Annotated in this window: 18 protein-coding genes; 11 read left to right on the top strand and 7 right to left on the bottom strand. The window is 40.1% G+C overall.

Features of this window, described 5'->3' with window-relative positions:
- Nucleotides 1-596 precede the first annotated feature (596 nt).
- From ACO1QW_RS21215 to ACO1QW_RS21200, 4 genes are all read right to left on the bottom strand, one after another.
- Nucleotides 597-1337, bottom strand: a complete 741-nt coding sequence (locus tag ACO1QW_RS21215; RefSeq protein ID WP_486261606.1) for a LytR/AlgR family response regulator transcription factor — start codon at nucleotides 1335-1337, stop codon at nucleotides 597-599.
- Between the two features lie 9 nt (nucleotides 1338-1346).
- Nucleotides 1347-3374, bottom strand: a complete 2028-nt coding sequence (locus tag ACO1QW_RS21210) for a tetratricopeptide repeat-containing sensor histidine kinase (protein ID WP_486261604.1) — start codon at nucleotides 3372-3374, stop codon at nucleotides 1347-1349.
- 173 nt (nucleotides 3375-3547) lie between these two features.
- Nucleotides 3548-4069, bottom strand: coding sequence for a hypothetical protein (locus tag ACO1QW_RS21205; protein ID WP_486261602.1), 522 nt, complete (start codon nucleotides 4067-4069; stop codon nucleotides 3548-3550).
- 315 nt (nucleotides 4070-4384) lie between these two features.
- Nucleotides 4385-4870, bottom strand: coding sequence for a hypothetical protein (locus ACO1QW_RS21200; protein ID WP_486261600.1), 486 nt, complete (start codon nucleotides 4868-4870; stop codon nucleotides 4385-4387).
- Nucleotides 4871-4985: 115 nt separating this feature from the next.
- Here ACO1QW_RS21200 and ACO1QW_RS21195 point away from each other — a divergent pair, with 115 nt between their 5' ends.
- Nucleotides 4986-5210 carry a helix-turn-helix domain-containing protein gene (locus ACO1QW_RS21195; RefSeq protein WP_486261599.1) on the top strand — a complete coding sequence of 75 codons (225 nt, stop codon included), beginning with the start codon at nucleotides 4986-4988 and terminating at the stop codon, nucleotides 5208-5210.
- A gap of 69 nt (nucleotides 5211-5279) precedes the next feature.
- Here the strand turns inward: ACO1QW_RS21195 and ACO1QW_RS21190 are convergent, their stop codons facing one another.
- The 3 genes from ACO1QW_RS21190 to ACO1QW_RS21180 all read right to left on the bottom strand — a co-directional run bounded on the left by ACO1QW_RS21190 (nucleotide 5280) and on the right by ACO1QW_RS21180 (nucleotide 10009).
- On the bottom strand, nucleotides 5280-5405 hold the full coding sequence (locus tag ACO1QW_RS21190; protein ID WP_486261597.1) for a hypothetical protein: 126 nt from the start codon (nucleotides 5403-5405) through the stop codon (nucleotides 5280-5282).
- A 467-nt stretch (nucleotides 5406-5872) separates the two neighbouring features.
- Nucleotides 5873-9082 carry a T9SS type B sorting domain-containing protein gene (locus tag ACO1QW_RS21185; RefSeq protein ID WP_486261595.1) on the bottom strand — a complete coding sequence of 1070 codons (3210 nt, stop codon included), beginning with the start codon at nucleotides 9080-9082 and terminating at the stop codon, nucleotides 5873-5875.
- A 336-nt stretch (nucleotides 9083-9418) separates the two neighbouring features.
- On the bottom strand, nucleotides 9419-10009 hold the full coding sequence (locus ACO1QW_RS21180) for a hypothetical protein (protein WP_486261593.1): 591 nt from the start codon (nucleotides 10007-10009) through the stop codon (nucleotides 9419-9421).
- 389 nt (nucleotides 10010-10398) lie between these two features.
- On the opposite strand from ACO1QW_RS21180, the gene ACO1QW_RS21175 reads away from it, so the two are divergent.
- From ACO1QW_RS21175 to ACO1QW_RS21130, 10 genes are all read left to right on the top strand, one after another.
- On the top strand, nucleotides 10399-10593 hold the full coding sequence (locus ACO1QW_RS21175; RefSeq protein WP_486261591.1) for a hypothetical protein: 195 nt from the start codon (nucleotides 10399-10401) through the stop codon (nucleotides 10591-10593).
- A 114-nt stretch (nucleotides 10594-10707) separates the two neighbouring features.
- Nucleotides 10708-12183, top strand: a complete 1476-nt coding sequence (locus ACO1QW_RS21170) for a type I restriction-modification system subunit M (RefSeq protein ID WP_486261589.1) — start codon at nucleotides 10708-10710, stop codon at nucleotides 12181-12183.
- Entirely contained in the window at nucleotides 12180-13352 is a 1173-nt protein-coding gene (locus tag ACO1QW_RS21165; RefSeq protein ID WP_486261587.1) for a restriction endonuclease subunit S, read from the top strand. The genes ACO1QW_RS21170 and ACO1QW_RS21165 overlap by 4 nt, the downstream gene beginning before the upstream one ends.
- Before the next feature lie 23 nt (nucleotides 13353-13375).
- A complete protein-coding gene (gene darT / locus ACO1QW_RS21160; RefSeq protein WP_486261585.1) occupies nucleotides 13376-14020 on the top strand; it encodes a type II toxin-antitoxin system toxin DNA ADP-ribosyl transferase DarT in 645 nt (214 codons plus the stop codon).
- Nucleotides 14017-15066, top strand: coding sequence for a type II toxin-antitoxin system antitoxin DNA ADP-ribosyl glycohydrolase DarG (darG, locus tag ACO1QW_RS21155; protein ID WP_486261583.1), 1050 nt, complete (start codon nucleotides 14017-14019; stop codon nucleotides 15064-15066). The genes darT and darG overlap by 4 nt, the downstream gene beginning before the upstream one ends.
- An 8-nt stretch (nucleotides 15067-15074) precedes the next feature.
- A complete protein-coding gene (locus tag ACO1QW_RS21150) occupies nucleotides 15075-18047 on the top strand; it encodes a type I restriction endonuclease subunit R (protein WP_486261581.1) in 2973 nt (990 codons plus the stop codon).
- A 7-nt stretch (nucleotides 18048-18054) separates the two neighbouring features.
- Entirely contained in the window at nucleotides 18055-18801 is a 747-nt protein-coding gene (locus tag ACO1QW_RS21145; protein ID WP_486261579.1) for a hypothetical protein, read from the top strand.
- Nucleotides 18802-18964: 163 nt separating this feature from the next.
- Nucleotides 18965-19483 (top strand): hypothetical protein, encoded by a 519-nt coding sequence (locus ACO1QW_RS21140; RefSeq protein ID WP_486261577.1) that lies wholly within the window; start codon nucleotides 18965-18967, stop codon nucleotides 19481-19483.
- A 305-nt stretch (nucleotides 19484-19788) separates the two neighbouring features.
- Nucleotides 19789-20142: a hypothetical protein gene (locus ACO1QW_RS21135; RefSeq protein WP_486261575.1), complete on the top strand. Its 354-nt coding sequence runs from the start codon at nucleotides 19789-19791 to the stop codon at nucleotides 20140-20142.
- 56 nt (nucleotides 20143-20198) lie between these two features.
- The gene (locus ACO1QW_RS21130; RefSeq protein WP_486261573.1) at nucleotides 20199-20912 is read left to right on the top strand and encodes a GNAT family N-acetyltransferase; all 714 of its coding nucleotides are present in this window, start codon (nucleotides 20199-20201) and stop codon (nucleotides 20910-20912) included.
- Nucleotides 20913-21036: the final 124 nt, after the last annotated feature.

Below are 21036 nucleotides of genomic sequence, written 5' to 3'. Positions count from 1 at the left end.
ACTTCTTTTCTTGATGATCCATCTTCTACTTCTTGAACAGCCTGACGGATGACTTTCTTTGAAAACTGAACTCTTGCTGAAGTGTTGTTTTTAACTGACATACTATACTTCTTTGTGTATAGTTATTTTAGGACGGGACACCTTGTCTAGTCCTAAAATAGCCATTCAGTTGGGCCGGAGAGACAGGAAGGCGGTAAGTGTGTTCCTCACAGATTTCACGGAAGATCACGGATTTGGCAGGATTCGAAGGTCTGTTGATTTTATTTCGGTTGGTGTGGAAAGCAACCAGTAGGAAACGGTTATGTGTTGCATAAAATGTTGTGCAGGCACAACTATTCGTTCTTCTGCGTTCCACTGAAGCGGGACGGATTGACACAGAACCAAAAGTTGAGCGATTTTATTTGAATTTATCAGGCATTCGTTCATTGTACGTTCGCTTAGGTGAGACTTCGGCAGGGAATAGAAGTTTGTGGAAGGGCACAATCCTGAAATAAGAAAGACAGAAAGCACTTGTTGATTGGTGAGGCAATCAACAACGGCGCAGGGAGTTAGGGGTAAGCGTTATGGGTTATGAGTTAAGGGTGGTGATGTACAGCTCAATAACCAATTGCCAGGAGGAACTCAGTCTTTTTTCTTTTAGAGACATCCAATACCCTGCCATGGCGCATCACCACCTGCCCTCCATCCCCACGAATATATTTTTCAACATAATGTTTGTTTACGATAGTGGAATGGTGAATGCGTATAAATGGATTGGAAGGCAGCATCTCTTCAAACTCTTTCAGTGTGCGACTTACCAGGAATTTCTGATCTGTAGCCAGGTAGATCTGTGTGTAGTTATTACTCGCTTCGAGGTAAATGATGTTATCAATATTGATGAATTGAAGACCATCACTGGTAGGTATGGTAATGCGTTTAGGCTGCTTTTTATTTAAATGTTCCAGCAACAGCTCAACTTGCAATTGTGCGTTCCGGTTTTCGCTGTTAGCTTCAGCCTTTGCAACAGCAGCTTTCAGGTCATCTATCTCAACCGGTTTCACCAGGTAATCGAGGGCACTGTACTTAATCGCTTTAATGGCATAATGGTCATAGGCCGTTACGAAGATCAATCCAAAACTTCTGTACTTCAATTGCTGTAACAGCACGAAGCCGTTCATCACCGGCATTTCAATATCAAGGAACAGCAGGTCGGGCTTTTCTCTTTCAATTGTCTCTATCCCATCTGCTGCATTATCACAACGGCCAATGATTTCAACCTGCCGACAATGCTTTGCCAGCTTTTCACTTAAAGCGCTGAGGTTGCTTTGATCATCGTCTATAAGAACAGCTCTTAACATCGAATTTATTTAGTAGGAACAATTGATACGTACCACTGCTTCTGTGCCTGCAGGCAATCCTGCCTCTTCAAGGTCTGAAATCATAAAGTCTGTATCCTTATCATCCCTGTTATGCAATTGAATTCTCTCCCTGGTAATTTCTAATCCATAAGACTGCTGGTCGGGCTTATTCATTTGCTTGATGGCATGCGCCTTCTTACGTCCTACGCCATTATCTGTAATGGAGTAAATGATATATTCATTCTCGAGGTGTGCATTTACTGTCAGATGCCTGTTACTATCCGGCTTGTTGAGCAGTCCGTGATGAATAGCGTTTTCAATAAATGGCTGAATGATTAACGGAGGTACTTTGTAATCTCCATGCAGCAATTCATCATCAGCCATAAGATCGTAGTTGAATTTATTGTTGCAGCGGAACTGTTCCATCTCGAGGTAAAGCTTTATCGTTTCAAAGTCTTTCTCAAAAGGAACCAGGTTGTTTTTAGAACTGTCCAGCACTCCCCTTACCAGCTTCGCAAAACGTGAAAGACAGGTAGTAGCTTTATCGGGTTGATTGGTTTGAATCAGGTTGTCTATTGCGCTGAGGCAATTGAATATGAAATGGGGATTCATTTGTGCACGCAATGCCTGCATCTCCAATTCCAGTGTTTTCTGTCTTAAGGCCGATTTTTCCTGTTCGTTGCGAAGCTTATCATTCTTCCGTTTTAAAATAAGATTAATTCCAATCATGATAGAAAAGATGATTGCCAGGATAAAACCTGCTACCAGGATATTTTTCAATTGCACCTGTCGTTGTATCTCCTTTTTATTGAACGCCAGTTGCTGCTGATGAAGGGCATCGTTTTTTTGCAAGAGTTTGATCTTACTATCAGCGGTTGATGCGGCGAGGTAAAGTGCAGCCTTGCCGGCATATTGAGCTATTTCCATTGAATCCTTTAATGTGCTATACCGACGGAAGTAAACATAGGCGCTGTCACTTCGTTTTAAACGTTCGAAAATAATTGCCAGTTGCTCTGCGGCATCTTTCAAAAACTGCTTGTTGTTTATATTCGATGCCAGTTGATATAATTCACGCAGGTACTGCAATGAGGCCGCATAATCAGCTTTGCCCAAATAAGCCTTTCCTGCAACAAGCAAAGAATACATGAAGGGAATTACGTCTTTATTCTGCCGTTGCTGTTCAATGCCGGGCAACACCTGCATCAATACGGAGTCGTATTTTTTTTGAACAAGTTGGATGTCGGTAGAAAAGCCCCATAAGGAAGAAACAAATTTTTTTCTAACCGTTCTGTCTGTCGTGACTGCATCAATGTTCTGTCGGTGCTTCTGCTGGTAATACAATACTGAATCATATTGTTTTAATTGCAAATGGGCATAAGCAATATCTTCCAGGTGAGGCCATAGCAGTACAAAAGGTGGAGCATAGCGCAGAAACTCATGATAGTATTCCAATGCTTTTCCATGATCGCCAACCCTGTTGAACGACCGGCCGATGAATGCGATGGAAATTGATGTCAACAATGAATCGCCTGTTTCTTTTCCTATTTGCTGCGATTCAATGAGATGTTCAAATGCCTTCCAGTATTCCCCACTTTTGGCATATGCAAAGCCAATGGTTTCTGCAGCCCATCCCCTTAGTTGCTTATCATTTGCTTTCACCGCCAGTTCATAAGTTATGATCGCCGTATCAACAGCAGCTTTGTAGTCACCAAGCAGAGCCAGGCTTAAAGCAAGGGATTGATAGCACTGGCTTAGCGTCCGTTGCTCGTTTGTACCTCTTATTGCTTCAATTGCCTTCCTGCTTTTTAGCAGCATTTCCTTCGGTTCACCAAGCAGCTTACCCTTTAATGCAGCTTCGAGGATCAATGCTTCTGCTACACCTCTTTTATAACCAATTGAAGTGGCTTGTATAAAAGCTTTATCTGCATATTGAAGGGCGGAATCGGCATGTATCCAATGGTAACAAAACTGTTCACCTAACCGGTTCAGGCAATCGATGCGTGCTGTGCCTGAGAGCAACGGAAGGTGCCTTCTCATGCTGTCGATGGAATGCGTTTGGGCATACCCGGCAGTATGATGAAGAAAGAAAAATAAGATGAGGAACCGTCTGTACACGTAGGTAAAATGCTTATACTAAATTTAAAAAATTGTAAGGAGATATAAGACTATTAAACAGTAAGCCGGTAATTCTCTTACAGACTGCTTTAATATTAATAGCTTATTGTACCTGCATGGTCAATGCTGGCTTCCGAATGGCCGGGCACCGCTACCGTATATCCTTCAAAGCTCCCCGTAGCGCTTTTGAATATACCTGTACCTCCGGTGATCGTATGCGTCATGGATACGTTTAATGCTCCCTGGCCATTAGGGATAGCTGTACCGGTAAATGTTGTATAAAACTCGTCAGCATTAGCGGCTGTAAAAGTTGCTGTTCCTCCTAAACGGAAAGGCGGTGCGGTAGTAAGATTGAGTGTAGATAACGCCACAAAGCTACTTTTTCCAAGGTGTGAGGCCTGCCCTACACCGGTGATCCTGGTTTGCAGAAAAGGTGCGGGCTGAAGGATCTCTGACGAAGTTGTATACGTTCCCCTGAATGGTAAAGCTGTTGCCATTTTCGCATTTGATGGAACAGGATTTTGATTATTTATTGTATTATCCTCAAATGATTCCTTTTGACAAGAAACTAAATAGCTGGAAGCAAATACCAGTGAAAGAAAAATAAGCTTTTTCATTTTGTTGTTTTTTTTATCGTGATGAAAATGATCAAAACCTTACCGGATTGGTTTTGAATGAATCCGGATGTAAATTATGTTGTACTAAAAGCCGGTACCAGCACCAATGAGAAAGTGGGAAGGTTTTTTGAGTAAGTGGGAGGAATTGGGTTTAAGGGTTATGAGTTAAGGGTGGTTTGTACACCCGGGGTCTCACGCAGAGGACCCCGGGCCGACGAAAACTGTTTCACTAGTGTTGCTTCAACGGTGGGATTCACATGGTTACTTCAACAATGACAGTTTGATTAAAAGCTGTTTTTCAGTTCATAAGGGCTGTCATCCCGAGGATACGAGGGAACTGTTGGATGAAGGGCTTTCGAGTGTGCCCGGAAAGGCGGTGATGATCTTGCCGCCGGGACAAGTGATGATGGTTATTTTGTTTTCGGGGTGGCCGTTTTTATTGAAGCCGATGTTGCTGTTGCTGCAGAAAGTGCGTTGCTGATTGAGGCTGCCGCTTACGGGTGTGGTTGGACTATCGGCAGCATCCCTGATGAGCTGGAGGATGCAGGGTATTGGTATGTGAAACTTACCAGTTGCCGGATGACGGTTGATTTTATAATAATGCCGCTCAATGATATGCGCCAATGCTGCCGGTGTGAGGTAATAGGTCTTGCGCAAATATTTTTTCTGATTGGTGACGGGAAGACAGGTGAACAGTTCTTTGTTCATTTCATCGATCCATGTTTGTGTATCGGCAAGGAGGAAAACGAGTTTGATCCATTGTTCTTCGTTAAATGAAGGGGTTGACGATAAAACATGCATGATTGACTGATTGAATAGCTTTACAATAAATAATGAATTAAAGTTAGTTAAAGTAATTCATAATGTATGCTAATAATCCTACATTATTTTTCACAGATTCATTGACTTTTCAGCTATGAATACTACAAGGAATGAAAAGCTTTTAAAAAAATTCGGAAAGCATTTACAAAGTATCCGAAAAAGAAAAAAGCTGAGTTTACGAAAGCTGGCTGATATCGCTGATGTTGATTTTAGTCAGATACACCGCATTGAAAAGGGTGAAACAAATCCTTCCTTGACAATGATAATTGCATTGGCAGAAGCCCTGGAGATTACAACCGCAGAACTGATAGAATTTTAAGTGAGCTCTTACAAAAGATAATTCTTCTTTCTCAAGCGAGTCACCTGAAAGGGACTCGCCGTTGTCAATTCATTTCTTCCATTTTAGCGAGTCGGTTGCACCAGACCCCGGACCGACGGGACCATCCTGTGTTTTGAAGAAGGTAATATCACCGATAGTACCTTCTAACTTAATGATGCCTTTTTGTTTTGCCATTTGGTGTTTTTTTAAGGTTATAATAATGAATGTTTCCGGTGTGTTGCTCCGAAGCAGTTGACCGGTGGTTCCTCTGCAGGTTGCCGGCGTTGACCTGTGTTTGAAACCGAGTGCAAGATGCGACGGTTGAGGAGGGCGGTTTCCCGTTTGGGCACGAAAGGGAACAAAACGGAACGAAACGAAACCTTAAGGCATGAAAGGGTTCAAAAGGGAGCGAGAAGGCGCAAAAGGGATTGTTGCATCGAAGTATCTACGGGGTATGTTCGGGGTTGGTACGGGGGATGAGGCAAGATGGCGGATGTAGGATTTATGATTTATGAAAGTTAAGGGTGGCAAAGGCCTTTATTCGAAGCCCCCCTCTCATGAAAGGAACATGGCGTAATTAAACTTCAACACTGAATAACGAAACCTCCCTTGCGGGAGACATTTCTGCGAAGAAAGGTTTAAGTGCACATTGCGCCCCCCGTTTAGCGCAACAGTAAAACCGTTCCATTAACACGCACCACTCCCTGTTCATTCGTTCCCTTGATGAAATACATATACAAACCCTGGTCAGCCTGTTTTCCCTGGATAGTACCATCCCATCCTTTGGCTATGCTTCGGCTTAGGAATACAACCTGGCCCCACCTGTTGTAGATAACAAATTCGCTTAGCTGTAACCTCACATTTGCCGGGATAGCAAATACATCATTTACACCATCAGCATTAGGTGTAAAGGCATTGGGCATTAGTAAAGATTGGTAAATAAACACATTCACTTTTTTTTCAGCTTCGCAACCGTTCGTATTTGTTATACGCAGTGTAAAGCTGCTGTTGTCTGTAAGTGGTATTGTTTGTGGCGATAACATCGATGCATCTACCAATTGCTGCGCCGGGTACCAGCTGAAACCAGCGGGTGATTCCGACGTAAGCGTTTGAAAACGTACCTGGCTGTTAACGGTAACCAATGTATCAACAGGAGTGATACTAAAGACCGGTGAAGGGTAGATGGTCATCAGTAAACTGTTTGAACTCACAGGCGACGCCGAACAACCTCCTGCACCAGGAGTAAGGATACACGAAACCTCGTCTCCGTTTTTTAAAGTGGCAATGCTGAAAGTATCACGATTATTTCCTGCCGGCTGCCCATTTACTTTCCACGCATACAACGGGTTGCTGCCTGCGTTGGAAGAGATGGCTCGAAAGCGGGCCCTTGTCCCTTCACATACCGTATTGTTTAATGCTGTAATAGCCACAGATGCCGGAATACCGGTAAGAACGTCCATGGTAACATTATTGGAAGTAGCAGTGCTGCTGTTTGTGCAGCTGTACATCGCATCAACACCCAGTTCGCAACTGATCACGTCGCCGTTATTCAAAAGGCTGGTTGTAAAAACAGAGTCATTGTTTCCTGTAGTCAGGCCGTTAATCATCCAACGGTATGAAGGCTTATTACCGGCAAATGCGGTTGTAGCTGTAAAGGATATAGCTGTTCCTTTACAGATACTGCTTACGGGTGAAGAAATTGTTATTGCCGGGTTTGTTTTAGCAACTACGGTAACCAACAATTTGTTTGAAATTGCATTAAGTGCATTACTGCAGGTAAAGGAAGGATCACCTGTAATAACACAGCTCACAGTATCGTTTGTTTTTAACGTACTTGATGTAAAAACAGCCTGGTTACTGCCGGCATTTACACCGTTTATTTTCCACTGGTATGCTGGGTTCGCACCCGCATTAACAGGAGTAGCTGTAAACTGCAACTGTTCTCCGGAGCAGATAGAATTTTTCGAAGCAATAATACTTACCGTGGGTGAAATAGTTCCCGAGGTCATTGTAACAGCATTCGACAGAATGAATCCGCTTGGAGTACAGGTAAGGTTATCAGTATATTCGCAGCTGATAACATCTCCGCCTTTCAGCGAACTGCTTTCAAAAATGGCCGCATTTCTTCCTGTAACAACACCATTCAGTTTCCACTTATAAATGGCCGATGCTCCTGCGTTAGTTACACTGGCAGTAAACTTAACGGTTGAACAGCTGCACAAAACCGTTTGGCTTGCACTTACCTGCACTGTCTGTTGTGCAGGATTGCTATTCACGTTGATGGTTACAGCATCTGTTGCAAACTGGCGGGCATTTCCACATTCGCTGCTGCTCACCACAGTGCAGCCAATTACATCATTGTTTATTAGTCCTGTAGCAGTATAGGTCGGGCTGTTTCCTCCAACTGCTCCCCCATTTTTTGTCCAGTAATATTCCGGGCTTAAACCGGCATAGGTTGCTTCTGCTTTAAACACGGCATTCTTGCCACTACATATGCTGGCAGAGGCTGGATCTATTTTTACCACAGGAGCAGGTGGGGTTGCCTGTGCCGCTGATAATTTAACGATCCAGAAGTCAGTGCACATGCCGTTGCCGCTGTAATTGATATGAAGCCCGGGTAAATCGCTGGAGCAACTTGAGCCCGCAACAACACAACCACCATCAGCAGTTGGCACCACGCAGTTAGCCTTGTCAAAATAATCCCCGCCAAAACTTTTTTGCCATTGTAATACGCCGGTATCGGAAATTTTGAATAACCACATATCGGTTTGTCCTTTGTTGCAGGTAACGTCACCATCAGACGATTGTGCATCGCCGCTAACAAGGTATCCACCGGTTGTTTCACGTATGCTGTAGGCCATTTCACTGAGGTAGCCGCCATAGCATTTTTGCCATTCAACTACACCGCTAAGGTTTAATTTTACCAGCCAGATATCAGTAGGCTTCTGGGCTGCTACCTGGTGGTTTCCCGACACATCACCATTATTGGAACCGCTTGATCCTGCAACCAGGATGCCTCCGTTTGCTGTATAAATAACTGATCTTGCTTCATCGAATTCCGATCCTCCCAGGCATTTTTGCCATTGCAGGTTCCCCGTTGCAGAAAGTTTAACCACCCAGTAATCAGTTTTGCCGTGGTTACCGGAAACATCTCCATCCATTGATTCTGTTATGCCGGAAGCAACACATCCGCCATCGGGAGTAGCGGTAACTGAATAAGCAGTTTCAACCCGGCTGCCCCCAAGGCATTTTTGCCAGAGTAAGTTGCCGGTGGCATCAACTTTCACGATCCAGAAATCACGCTCTCCATGATTGCCGCTCACATCACCATTATTCGATTCCGTATCTCCGGCAATAATATATCCGCCATCGGCTGTTGAAGTAAAACTCCATGCATATTCATTTTTACTTCCGCCAAAACTTTTTTGCCATACCACTTCGCCTGTTGCCGTAAGTTTCACCATCCAGTAATCAAGACCGCCATGGTTGCCCGTCACCATACAGTCAACCGATGCAGAGGAGCCCACTGCAATATATCCTCCATCGGCGGTTTGTTGAATAAATGCCCCGATTTCAGCGTAGGTACCACCAAGCGATTTCTGCCATTCCATTTTACCATCCTTATTCAGCTTAATCACCCAGTAGTCCTGGATATTGAAATTGCCATGATAGCCCATTACATCACCGTTATCTGGTCCCTCGGTAACACCGGAAACAATATAACCCCCGTCGTTTGTTGGAACAAGTGAAAAAGCATATTCGCCGAAAGTGCCTCCGTAAAGACGGTGCCATTCAATGGCAGGCGTTTGCGCCGTAACAGACTGGAGAAAAACGAAAAGAATACAGGATAAAAGCGAACCTCTATTTCTCATTGGTTAAGGTTAATCGGGTCATTGGCCAGGATTATTACAATGAAGCTGTATAATAAAAAGGTAATTTAGAAAAAAACGGGGCTGATTAGTTGCTGAAATTTATATCTGTGCACTATCGGCGAACAGCTGTGTCCTCACAGCAAGCCGTCACACCTGGGAAGTTAAACAAGTTTTTGAAATTTTGATATTCCTGAAGGATGGGTAAGAGGGAAGCACCCTGTCCGCCCGGGGTCTTTATTCGTAGCCACGTCTCCTGAAAGGCACCTGGCGTAATTACACTTCAACGATGTATGACGAAACGTATTGAGAAAATAATTTCGGATAACTCCACTCCCCTTATCGACTGCCTCTATAGCTGAATATATAACGACCGTCGTTTTGCCGAAAAACGGCCATTGTAAATCTTCCCTGTGCCGTATTGTACGTTACGTCTAATTGGTCCGCCTCCTGTCCGTTGCTGATTTTTGAAAGTATGGCGCTTACGGTGGTATTTCCTCCATTTCCGTTCTCGACAAACCCACCGATAGAAGAAGTGATTGCGGATAATGTTTGCAGAGTTTCATTGTTGTAATTCAACAGCATTGCATACGCTGCGGCTTTGCCGAACGGTTCTGTGTTAAAAGCAGCGTAGAAAACCCGGTTGTCGGGTGCAATGTTGAGCAAAATTGAACCTTTCGCTGTTCGGTTGCTGTCATCAATAGCCGGCAAATGGACTTCTGCTTTAATAACTGTACTGAGGTTGTCAGCAGATTTTGTGTAACGATAGCCTGATTTACTACTTAACGTAGGTTCTGTTGCACCCCACTCATTGCTGCTGATACCAATCATTTTTCGGGCCGATACGATGTATGTGCTATCGGTGGAATCTTTTTTGCAGGATAAAGCACAAAGTGCAACCAATGCCGGCAATAAGAGTTTTCTAATCATGTCTTTCAAAATTAAGCATAGGTCGAACCATAATTGCATTACCGTCAACGTTCAAGGATTGGTATAGTTGGGGAATTGATCAACTGTCTGCCCGGTACTGAAACTAAATTTATAACTAAAAGTCGAAGTTAAAAACTACAGGTCCTATGCCTTGGTTCGTTATCTCGTATAAATATTTTTTTGTTCATCAATACGCAATAAGAATTCTGCAATACCCGAGTCTCATCTGCGGAAAATATTGGTTTAAAATAGTGTACATAACCAGGAAGCTCATTAACAGTCAAAATCTTTACATACTGTAACTCTTCTTTCGGTTTTGTATTGATCAATACGATTAGATTTCGGATTGATATTTTCTTCTCTCCCCAATGATGTTTGTCTAAACGCAGATGATCATTACGCCTAACGAATTTAAAAATCTGGAAGCTGATAAAACATATCACAGACTTTGCATTGTGATTAATGCTTTGACCAAACCTGTTTTGAAAGTTTTTGCTCATTCAAAAGATAACAACCAGTGGACAAGTGATGATGGAACAGTTATTAGATTTGAAAAAGTAGTAAGTGCAAGAATTTATGTGTAATAACTAATATTGATAAGCGGGAATAACATCCCTGTAAGTTTCATTCAAGTTTCATTTTAAGTACCTTCACCGGCTAAATAAGTATAAGAAACAGATACCGACATTTAACAAACAATGAACCAAAAACAATTAGAAGATCATTTGTGGGGCGCTGCCAATATTTTAAGAGGAATGATTGATGCCGCAGATTTTAAACAATACATTTTCCCTTTACTATTTTTTAAAAGAATCAGTGATGTATGGGATGAAGAATTCGAGCAGTCTTTTGTTGATTCAGCAGGTGATGCCAGTTATGCCGAATTAAGCGAGAACCATCGATTTCAAATACCCAAGGGCTGCCATTGGGAAGATGTTAGAAAAAAAACCGTTGATGTAGGTGCCTATTTGCAAAAAGCGTTAAACGGTATCGAGAAAGCTAATTTTGAAATGCTGCATGATGTATTTGGTGATGCTCAATGGACTAATAAGCGCCGGATGAGTGATGAAAAAATGCTTGACCTGATTGAGCATTTCAGTAAGATGGATTTAACTGTAGAAAATGTGCCTCATGATCTAATGGGTGAAGGCTATGAATACTTGATTAAAAAATTTGCGGATGACAGCGGACATACTGCCGCTGAGTTTTACACAAACAGAACTGTTGTAAAACTAATGACACAAATTACTGACCCTCACAGTAGTGAAAGTATTTACGATCCCACCTGCGGCAGTGGAGGTATATTATTGAGTGCTGCATTGCATTTAAAAGAACAGGGCAAAGAATACCGCACACTGAAACTTTACGGGCAGGAGCTCAACCTTATTACTTCTGCCATTGCACGCATTAATATGTTTATGCACAATGTTGATGAGTTTTTGATTGTGCAGGGTGATACTTTAGACAGACCGCAGATACTAGAGAATGATGAACTGAAAAAGTTTGATGTGATCATGGCTAACCCGCCATACAGTGTAAAAAAGTGGAGCCAAAGCAAATGGATGAACGACCCTTTTGGACGCAATATTTGGGGCACACCACCACAGGGTTGTGCCGACTATGCTTTTCAGCAGCACATTATGAAAAGCCTGAACCCCGATACAGGACGTTGTGTAGTGCTTTGGCCGCATGGCGTTTTGTTTAGAGACAGCGAATCCGAAATACGTAAAAGAATGATAGAATTGGATTTTGTAGATGCGGTAATAGGATTGGGCAAAAACCTGTTTTACAACAGCAGCATGGAGAGTTGTTTGTTAGTATGCCGTATGAAAAAACCGAAAGAAAGAAAAGGCAAAATTATTTTTATTGATGCCAAAGAAGAACTACGCATAGAACGCACCAATGCCTGGCTTGAACCGCAACATATAAAAAAGATTAGCGATGCTTATTGGAAATTTAAAGATGCCGAAGGATTTGCAAAATTAATAAGCACTAAAGAAGTGTTGGAGAGCAATGGGAATTTGAGTTTGCAATTGTATGTTAAACAAGTTGCTAATACGAATGAACATAACACAGAGGAATTAATAGCAGAAATAAAAGCTAGTCAATATAAAATTAATACTTCCATAGACAACCTTTTTACTCAATTCGAAACATTAGGAATTCAAGCATGAAGTTGAAGAAAGAAATATGGGAGCAAAAGCAAATTGGGCAAATATGTTCGGTAACTTCAGGAGGCACACCTTCAAAGGCGAACGCAGAATATTGGTCTAATGGAACAATTCCATGGCTAAGATCGGAAGCCTGCAAGGATGATGTAGTAAGAGTAGCGGAAGAATATATTTCTGAATTAGGTTTTCAAAAGTCCTCAGCAAAATTATTTAAAGCGAATACAACATTGATTGCCTTGGTTGGTGCAACGATAGGAAAGACCGCATTTGTTCCATTTGAAACTACAACCAACCAAAATGTTACTGGAATTTATCCTTTGGATGAAAGCAGAGTTTTTCCACGATTTTTATTCTACGCTTGCCAAAGCTTTTATGTAAAGAATTTTAGCCGATATACTGGTTTTAAAATGGCAAATCTTTCTTTCATAAGAGCCCTTGAAATCCCCCTTCCTCCACTCGAAGAACAAAAGCAAATAGCCGCCCTTTTTCAATCTATAGAAACGGCCATGGAGCGGATGGATGGGCAGGAAAAGAATTTGAAAGCATTATGGAAAAAATTGATTGATGAATTTGTGTGTGACAAACCAAGTTTTGGTAATCTGCTCAAAGGCAAGAAACTCAAAACCTATAACTACTGTGACGTTACAGAAAAGTTGATGCGAAAAATTGACCCATTGACATACGGTATTGAAAGAATTGTTGCAGGAGAAAATTTAGAGTCCGAAGATTTTAAAATACGCACATGGCAAAAAGTAGGCGAAGGTTATTTAGGCCCAGCCTTTCATGTTTTATTTAAGGCAGGAGATATACTTTACGGATCTAGAAGAACGTACTTGAGAAAGGTTTCTTATGCAGATTTTGATGGTGTTTGTGCCAACACGACCTATGTCATCAGGTCAAATGAAAAATTACTTCTACAGGACTTATTGAAACATATCATGCTATCAGAAAGGTTTACCCAATATTCAATTGGTGTTTCAAAAGGTTCAACCAATCCTTACATCAATTGGAAAGATTTAGATAACTTCTCTTTTCAAATTCCTGACCTTGAAACACAAAAGGATATTGTAAATATTTTAGATAGCATTTTGGCAATTGTTGAAGAACTTAGACAGCAAAATGCAACTTTGAAGAATTTGAAGCAAAAACTATTAGATGAGATATTAGGGTAAATGCATAAAATTGAAATGTAAAAATGCCAATTGATATAGAAAAAATATTGGTCTTTAGAATTATTCCGATTCAAAATCTGGAACACATTCTTCGTAATGGCTTGCATTGTAAAAATGCTGGCAAGAGAGATAGGGGGTTTGTAACCATTGGCAGTAAAGAAATCATTACTCAAAGAGATACAAGAATTGTAAAATGTTACCCAGATACGGTGGTGAACGATTATGTTCCATTTTACTTTTCGGTGCGAACACCGATGCTTTACAATATCAAAACTGGCGTGGGCGTTGATCCTTTTCCTCAAAAAGACATTATTTACCTTTGTTGTAAATTGAGTGAATTAGCAACAGATGATTTTCAATGGTGCTATACAAATGGGAACGCAGCAAAGGCAATATCTAAGTTTTTTAAAAAATTAGATAACATTGAAAACAAAATTGATTGGCGTTCAATTAAAACAACCGATTTTAGAGATGAAAATGCTGATGGTGATGAAGACAGAATAAGAAAGAAACATGCAGAATTTTTGGTGAAAGCTCATGTACCGGTTGATTATATAAAAGGGATTGCTGTACTTAATCAACCAACGAAAGAAAAAGTAGAGGAAATACTTCAAGACCTTGACCTAACTATTAATGTTAAAATTAAAACAGAATACTATTTCTTATGAAATATATAACCGGAAATATGCTTGAAGCCGAAACAGAAGCTTTGGTAAACACCGTAAACACGGTTGGTGTAATGGGAAAAGGAATTGCATTGCAGTTTAAAGAACATTTCCCAATGAATTTTAAAATCTATGCAGATGCCTGTAAAAAAGGTGAAATACAAGTTGGCAAAATGTTAGTGGTTAAGGAGAACACTATAAATGGAGAGAAACTCATCATCAATTTTCCGACTAAAACAGAATGGTTTAAGAAATCTCAATACAGTTACATTGAGGATGGGTTAAAAGATTTGGTAAAAGTGATTGAGGAATATCAAATTAAAAGTATAGCTATTCCGCCATTAGGCTGTGGCAATGGAGGTTTAAAATGGGAAAAGGTAAAACCAATGATGGATAAATACCTTGGGCATTTTTCCAACATTACTATTCAAATATATGAGCCGAATGATGCTGTAAAAGAAATTCTTCAGAAAGAAGCAAATAAGAAAGAAGTGGGGCTGACCGCTGCAAGAGCCATGTTACTTTATGCTCTTTTCAAATATGAAAAATTAGGAGAAGTGGCTACTATTTTTTCAGCAAACAAACTTGCCTACTTTCTACAAAAAAGTGGGGAGCCAATGCGACTGCAATTTGTTCCATATAAATATGGGCCTTATGCACAGGCAATAGAAAAAGTTTTATATGCCTTGAATGGAAAATATCTAACTGGAATGGAACAAATGAAAGCAAGAGCATTTGAACCGTTGCAATTGAATTATAAAAAATATGAAGAAGTAGAAAAATATGTAAATACCAATTTGAATTCGGACCAGAAACAAAGATTGGAAAGCATATTTAATATTATTGACGGTTTTGAAACAACACTATCACTGGAAATTCTTTCTTCGGCTCATTTCCTATTAAGTGAAAATCCGAAGCTAACAGAAGACCAACTATTTGAAAAAATTCAGGATTGGAATGAGAGAAAGAAAAATCTTGTTACCAAAGAATACATCAACATTGCCATGGAGCATCTTCACAATTATGGAAGCAAATTGAATTTTGCATAATCTTCTTCATGGCTTTCAACGAACAAAATACCGTAGAGCATTTTATTATTCATCAACTCACCGGGGTGAACTTAAATGCTGTTCAAGGCAATGTGGTAAAAGAAGATGCCGTAGAATACGACACAGTAAAATGGAAATATATACAAGCCGATTTATTGCAACGGGATATTACTGAAGTGTTTGTAGAAAAGGAATTGAAAGAAGCACTTTGCCGCCTTAACCCTGCCATTGCTGCTAATCCTGAACGGGCTGAAGAAGTTATTCATAAACTCAGGGCCATACTTATTACCGTAAATAATGTGGGCTTGGTAAGAGCCAACGAAGAATTTGCCAAATGGCTAAGAAACGAAGTGACGCTTCCTATTGGCAAAAACAATGAACATGTTGCTATTCGGCTGATTGATTTTGACGAATTGAAGAACAACAGTTTTGTGCTTTGTAATCAATTCAAACTAAGAGCCAGAGAAACCAAAATCCCTGACATTGTACTATTCGTTAATGGCATTCCGTTGGTGGTGGGTGAAGCTAAAACCCCAGTGCGCCCTGCCGTTACGTGGTTTGATGGAGCACACGATGTTCATGTGGTGTATGAAAATGCAGTTCCGCAATTATTTGTGCCCAATGTTTTTTCCTTTGCGACAGAGGGTAAAGAAGTGTTTATTGGCGCCGTGAGAACTCCTTTGGAGTTTTGGTCGCCTTGGCGTTTGGAGGATGAGAAAGATGAATTAAGTCATTTTATTGGTTTGAATGATGTAGCCAAACAATTAACGCATTTGTTAAAGCCCTCAACACTGCTTGATATTTTGCAGTATTACTGTATTTATGCTACCAATAAAAAGAAAAAGATAAAAGTTGTTTGTCGCTATCAGCAATATGACGGAGCAAATGCCATTGTAGAACGTGTTCGGGAAGGAACAATCAAGAAGGGCCTGATCTGGCATTTTCAGGGTTCAGGAAAATCAAACCTGATGCTTTTTGCAGCGCAGAAATTAAGAAAGCAACAGGATCTGCAAAATCCTACGGTACTGATTGTGGTAGATAGAACCGATTTGGATACACAAATTACTGCAACCTTTAATGGTGCTGAAATACCCAATACCATTACTACCGATGGTATCAAAGAATTGCATCAGTTATTGGAGCAGGATACACGGAAGATTATTATTACGATGATGCATAAGTTCCGTGATGCTTATCCCGACATGAATAAACGGGATAATATTATTGTGATGGTGGATGAAGCGCACCGCACACAGGAAGGTGATCTAGGCAGGAAAATGAGAGCCGCTTTGCCCAATGCCTTTTTGTTTGGTTTAACAGGAACCCCTATTAATAAAGCCGATAAAAATACTTTTTGGGCATTTGGTGCAGAGCAAGACATTGGCGGCTACATGAGCCGTTATACATTTCAGGAGAGCATCCGGGATAATGCCACATTGCCCTTGCACTTTGAACCAAGACTACCCAATTATCATATCGATAAAGAAGCGTTGGATATTGCTTTTAAAGAATTGGCGAATAATCTCACCGATGATGACAGAAATAAATTAAGTCAAAAGGCTGCAAGCATGTCCGTGTTTTTGAAATCACCTGAACGAGTAAAAACCATCGTTGCAGATATTGTTGAACATTTTCGTGTACATGTGGAACCTGAAGGTTTAAAGGCGATGATTGTAACACCCGATCGGGAAGCATGCGTTCAATACAAAGAGGAGTTAGACAAATTGGTTGATCAGGAAGCAAGTGAAGTTGTGATCAGTACAACTGCTAATGATGATTTTGATTTTAAACAGAAATGGGGAATGGACAAAGATAAACAGGAAAAAGTTGTAGAGAAATACAACGATTCTGATTCACCTTTAAAATTTCTAATTGTTACTGCTAAATTGTTAACAGGTTTTGATGCTCCGATTTTGCAAACAATGTATCTGGATAAATCGCTGAAAGATCATACTCTTTTGCAGGCTATTTGCAGAACCAACCGTTTATTTCCCAATAAGACATTTGGAAGAATAGTCGATTATTTTGGCGTGTTCGATGATACAGCCAAAGCACTTGGCTTTGATGAAAAAAGTGTAAAGAATATCATTACAAATCTTCAGGTACTTAAAGATCAACTTCCTGAGTGGATTGAAAAATGCCTGCTTCCTTTTGATGGAACCGACAGAAGTATAGAAGGCTTTGAAGGATTACAGCTTGCACAAGACTGCATAAACACCAATGAGAAAAGAGATGCGTTTGCAAAAGATTTCAGCAGTTTGTCGAAACTGTGGGAGGCTTTATCGCCAGACCCAATCTTAAATGAGTTTGAAAGAGATTATAAATGGTTGTCGCAGGTTTATACTTCTGTAAAACCGGCATCTGATGATAATGGCCGACTGATATGGCACGCATTGGGAGCGCAAACAACTGCATTGATACATGAGCATGTACATGTAAAGGGTATTAACAAAGACATGGAAGAAGTGATTCTGGATGCAGTAATGATTGATGGTTTGATGAAGAGTAACGACTCAAAAGAAGCAGACAGAGTTTTAAAACTTCTTATCAGCAGATTAAACAGGCATCGTGGTAATCCTAAATTCAAAAAGTTAAGTGAGCGTCTGGATGCTTTAAGAGCTAAGGCAGAACAAGGCTTAATTAATTCCATTGATTTTATAAAAGAGCTTTGCCAGATAGCTAAAGAAACATTGCAAGCTGAAAAAGGTATTGAAACAAAAGAAGAACTGAAAAGTGCTAAAGCTGCACTTACAGAACTGTTCCTGGAACTGAAAACAGACACAACACCAGCCATTGTTGAACGTATTGTAAACGACATTGACGACATTGTAAGAATTGTTCGCTTTGATGGTTGGCAAAACTCAACGGTGGGTGAGAGAGAAGTAAAACGTGAGTTACGTAAAGTGCTTTGGACAAAATATCAAATTAAAGATGAGGATTTGTTTAACAGGGCGTATGATTATATTAAGGAGTATTATTAATTAATTTATGGAGGCAACCAAGGTAGTACATATATTAAAAGAAATATATAGCCAAGCATTTGAAAAACAATTCTTCTCAGAACTTGTAAAGCATTCAACTTTCGGTTTTAAAGAGGACACAGAATTTTTTCTCGGAAGTTTTCGAAATGTTTACAATACAACTATTCACACAGAACATGAGATTTACATAAAAAACTATCACCTTATAGGTTCCTTCAAAAAGGTCATTACTATTGATTTGCGAGCGCTATTGCCACTACCTATTGGTAAAGTAGAGATCTTTCCCGATTATGAAAAAATGGAAATCGTAAACTCTCAGATAAGACCTGTTTTTACAGAATGGGATGAAATTAATAAAGCACAAGCGGAGTTGATAAAGCAACTAGGTAATACATCTAATTCATTTGATATTAAAAATATCGGGAACACTGCCAGAAGCATTTTAAAAAGTCTTGCAAAATTAGTTTTTAAAGAAGAGAAACATACGCCATCAGGAAAAACAATTGATTTAGGAAATGATAAATACAAAAATCGATTGCATTGTTATATTGAACTGGAGTTAACAGGCAAAAGCAACCTTGAGCTTAGGAGTTTTGCAGAATCTGCAATAAGCTTGGTGGATAAAGCAATTTCTTTGGCGAACTCTGTTACTCATAGAACCGAAAGTGACAGACATGTTGCTGAGGTTTGCGTAACGGGTATTATTACTGTGGTAAGCATTATCACTTTTATTGAGAAAAAGGAAGAAAAGTAACACTATTAAAGCTGGGACTTACCACTGCAAATGAATTATGAAAATACCTTCAAGAAATCTTGTACTGAAAGCAAAAGATGGAAATGCGTGGGACTATAGCAACAAGGTGTTGTATGATATCTGCAGAAAGCACCCGTTACATACAGAGGCTGATAAAATAATCATGAAGGTTTTATTTATCGGGCGGATTTATGCTGCTGCCATTGAACGACGAAAAAATAAGGAGGAATTAAATAATGATAATTTCTATTTAAAAAAAGTAGTTCCCTTGTTTTTGAAAACAACACTTGATCAACAACTTTTTTTTCTAAAAAACACTAAGCTTACTAAGTTAGAACAGTATGCATTTGTATTAAAACTACATGCGTATTTGACAAAAGCAATTAAGCGAATTACAAAGCTAGAGAAACGTTCCTTTGCTTCGAAATACCTGCACTTTCACGCATCAAAACTGTTTTTTATTTATGACAGCAGAGCTGCCAAGGCTTTACAGAGTTTTGGAATTGCTATTCCGGATGATTTAAAACAATTGCTGCAGAGAAAAAAGATTGATACTACTTATGCCAAATTCTATTGTCGTTGTGTTGGATTACAACGTGCCATAAAAGAAGTATATGGTATTTCGTTAAGTAAACGAGAGTTGGATTCGTTGTTGTTGCAAGCGGCTAATGAGATGAGGTGAGTATTGTTATGGTTCTTACGGTGACGAACTCTTCCACGACTTGTGTTCGCTCATCAATGATCCAGCCAGCTTGTTTGAGGCGATTTTCAATTATTTCCTTTCGAGTATTTTTCTCTAATTTCAAGTGTTAAGAGTCAGTGGTTAATTACCGAATATAGGAAAAGCTGTACAAATATTTTTGCCTGTGGACTCAAGAAAACAAGAATAAGCCCCGAAGCAGTCGATTACTTCTATCCTTTCTTTTCTTTCACTCCTCAAATACACTGCAAACTGCCCTTCTAGTTTCGTATTCTAAATAACAACGCATGATCTTAATCGCTCAACTCACCGCTCATCAACCAGAAGTAAAACTCCTGATTCAAGGAGCATATGTAAGTTGTACTATACTCAACAAACGGCTTAATACAAAAGATCCCAATCAACCACCGCTCAATATCGGCTGGCGCATCATTGACCGTTCACATTCTGCTGCTTCACCCGATTGTTTGGTATTAGCCGATCATGCTGAACATGTAGAAATGTATCAATTGCAACCTATGAGTGATGTACTGAGTAACTCACCGCATAATCTCAAAGAATTTTGTTTGAATACGGGTGATTATAAACTGGCAGGTTATGAACAGGTGACGGTAATGCTGGAAATTGATACGGCCATTTAAGCTGTAAGTAAAAGCAGCTTGCAGTATCTTTCCTGTTGAAGCAGTTTTGTTTTTTCATGATCTATTACCAGCATTTTTACCCTGAAGCAGTTAGCCCGGAATTGCTTGATGCTTATTTAAGCAAGGGCTGGTATCGTATTCAGCAAATGCTCATCACCACCGATCTTATTTCAAAGGAAGATGAATTCTTTGCTGTGTTCTGGTTACGGTATCGGTTAGCCGATTATGAACACAGTAAGAAAAGCAGGAAACTGTTACAAACAGCCAGCCGGTTTACAAAACAGATCGGGCCACTGCAATTCACTGATGAATTAGAAGAACTGTTTACAAACTATCGTAATGAAATTGATTTCGATATGAGCCCTTCAGCAAAAGCTTATTTGCTGGGCGAACGTGATGAAAATGTTTTTCCAAGTCAATTGCTTACCCTGCGTGATAATGGAAAACTCATTGCCGCCGGTTATTATGATGAAGCCGAAACATCACTCACCGGTATCTTAAGTATTTACGATCCTGCCTATAAGAAATACAGTTTGGGAAAAGTGCTGTTGTTGTTAAAACTGGAGGAAGCCATTCGTTTACAAAAAACTTATTTCTTTCCCGGGTATATCAGTCTGCATACAACCAAGTTTGATTACAAGCTATTTCCCGGTATGAATGTTACGGAAGTTTATAACCGTTTAATGGATGCATGGCAACCTTATACAAGTACCGATCTTCAAGTGCTGTATGAAGAAATGCTCAAAGAGTTTTTAAAAGAACAGGGTTGATTAATTGCTATCTGTATCGGACATGACCAGATTTGCAGCATAGTTCCATCCTACCTTTCCGCCATTTATCATTATCAGCAGATGCAAGACAAGCATTCTGTTTATTTTTCGTTCCTATCAAAAC

This window comes from Lacibacter sp. (assembly GCF_057361365.1).
The sequence above is the reverse complement of the archived record's forward strand: the minus strand, read 5'-3'. Positions and strand labels throughout refer to the sequence as shown.